This window comes from Micromonospora sp. NBS 11-29, from assembly GCF_002140155.1.
Taxonomy (GTDB): domain Bacteria; phylum Actinomycetota; class Actinomycetes; order Mycobacteriales; family Micromonosporaceae; genus Micromonospora.
Window position 1 is genome coordinate 69,316 of sequence record NZ_NAPR01000011.1, and the last position, 1,828, is coordinate 71,143.

General features: G+C 74.9%; 2 protein-coding genes and 1 pseudogene. 2 read left to right on the top strand and 1 reads right to left on the bottom strand.

Annotated elements, in window-relative coordinates:
* Positions 1 to 77: 77 nt before the first annotated feature.
* Positions 78 to 1,034: pseudogene (locus tag B1205_RS14045) on the bottom strand (LLM class F420-dependent oxidoreductase); the annotation flags it as partial.
* Between the two features lie 144 nt (positions 1,035 to 1,178).
* Here B1205_RS14045 and B1205_RS31505 point away from each other — a divergent pair.
* Both B1205_RS31505 and B1205_RS31510 read left to right on the top strand, forming a co-directional pair.
* On the top strand, positions 1,179 to 1,436 hold the full coding sequence (locus B1205_RS31505; RefSeq protein WP_254909935.1) for a low temperature requirement protein A: 258 nt from the start codon (positions 1,179 to 1,181) through the stop codon (positions 1,434 to 1,436).
* 5 nt (positions 1,437 to 1,441) lie between these two features.
* A partial coding sequence (locus tag B1205_RS31510) for a low temperature requirement protein A (protein WP_254909936.1) occupies positions 1,442 to 1,828 on the top strand: 387 nt, incomplete at its 3' end.

The following is a 1,828-nucleotide window of genomic DNA, read 5'->3' on the forward strand; positions in this document are numbered from 1 at the left end:
CACCTCGGCCCACCTCCGTCGCGCGCGGCCCGGGACGGGGCAGCGGGCCCGTCGGTCAGGTTCATCTCAGCGTTGGGCCCGAGGCGGGGCAGCAGGTCGGCCCAGGCCGCCGCGCCGCCCTCGGTCGTCTCCGGGGTGGGCAGCACGGCCAGCACCGGCACGTCGACGCCGTGCGCGGCGTACCGGCGGGCGCTGGCCACGCACTCCTCGGGCGAGCCGTGCAGGACCAGCGCGTCGACCACGTCGTCGGGCACCGCGGCGGCGGCGCCACGCCGGTCCCCCGCCGCCCACGCCCGCCACATCTCCCCGAGGCTGTCCTGCCGGCCCAGCCACCGGTGGAACGCGGCGTACGCGGGAACGGTCAGGTAACCGGTGATCAGGCGACGGCCCAGGGCGCGGGCGTACCCGGCGTCCTCGGTGGGGCAGACGAAGATCCGGGCGGCCACCTCGAAGCCGGGACGACGCTCGCCCACCTCGGCCAGCGCGGTCGGCACGTCCTCGGCGGCCAGCCAGTTGAGGACCACCCCGTCGGCCTCGGCCCCGGCCAGGCGCAGCATGGCGGGGCGCAGCGCGGCCAGCAGCACCGGCGGCGGCACGGCCGGCGGACGCTCCAGGGTGAACCGTCGCACCGTGAACGTGTCGTACGCGCCGTCGATGGTCTCGCCGCGCAGCGCGGCCCGCAGGAACCGCAGCACGTCGCGGGTCCGCTTGACCGGCTCGTCGAACGCCACCGCGTTCCAGTCGCGCACCAGCACCGGCGAGGACGCGCCGACGCCCAGCGCGAAGCGGCCCGGCGCGGCCTCGGCGAGCGCGGCGGCGCTCATCGCCAGCAACGCCGGCCCGCGGGTGAAGACCGGGGTGATCGCCGTGCCGAGGCGCAGCCGGGGCGCCCAGGCGGCGGCGAGCGCGAGCGGGGTGAACGCGTCCGTCCCGGCCACCTCCGACGACCAGACGTCGGTGAAACCGGCCCGGTCCAGGGTGTCGTAGACCGCGGCGTGGTCGGCGAGCGGCACGCCGCCCAGCGGAACGGTCATGCCCCATCGGTTCGTCACCGGTCGATCGTGCCCGCCCACCACCGCTCGGAGCAAGATCCGAGGTGATCCGCACGATCCGCACCCCACCAGCCGGAAAGAGTGTTACGACTGCCGGGTGGAGGCTACCGGGGGCGGGAGACGGCGGTGAGGGTCGCGGAGCCGGCAGCGCTGCGCTCCACCGGCGGCGACGGGGAACGGGCCACGTTCCTGGAACTCTTCTTCGACCTGGTGTACGTCTTCGCACTGACCCGGATCTCCGCGCGGGCCTTCGAGGATCTGTCGCTGGGGGACGGCCGGACGGACTGGTCGGCGACGACCGGCGCCGCCAAGACGCTGCTGTTGCTCCTCGCACTCTGGATGCTCTGGCAGGGCACCGCGTGGACCNGCTGTCGGCGATGGTGATGGGGGTGGCGATCCCGCACGCGTTCAGCGGCGGCGGGCTGGCGTTCGCCGTCGCGTACGTGGTGGCGCAGGTGAGCCGCCCGGCGATCCTCCTGCTGGTGCTGCGCCGGATCCAGTACCGCCGGCTGAAGCTGCGGATGCTGATCACGTTCGCCGTGGCCGGGGTGCTCTGGCTGGCCGGCGCGGTGCTGCCCACCGACGCCCGGGTGGTGCTCTGGAGCACCGCGCTGCTGGTGGAGTACCTCGGCAACCGGTTCGGCTGGCCGGTGCCGGCGCTGGGCCGCTCCACCGTCTCCCGCTGGGACATCCACGGCCGGCACCTGGCCGAGCGGTACCAGCAGTTCTACCTGGTGGCGATCGGCGAGACGATCCTGGTCGCCGGCCTGACCTAC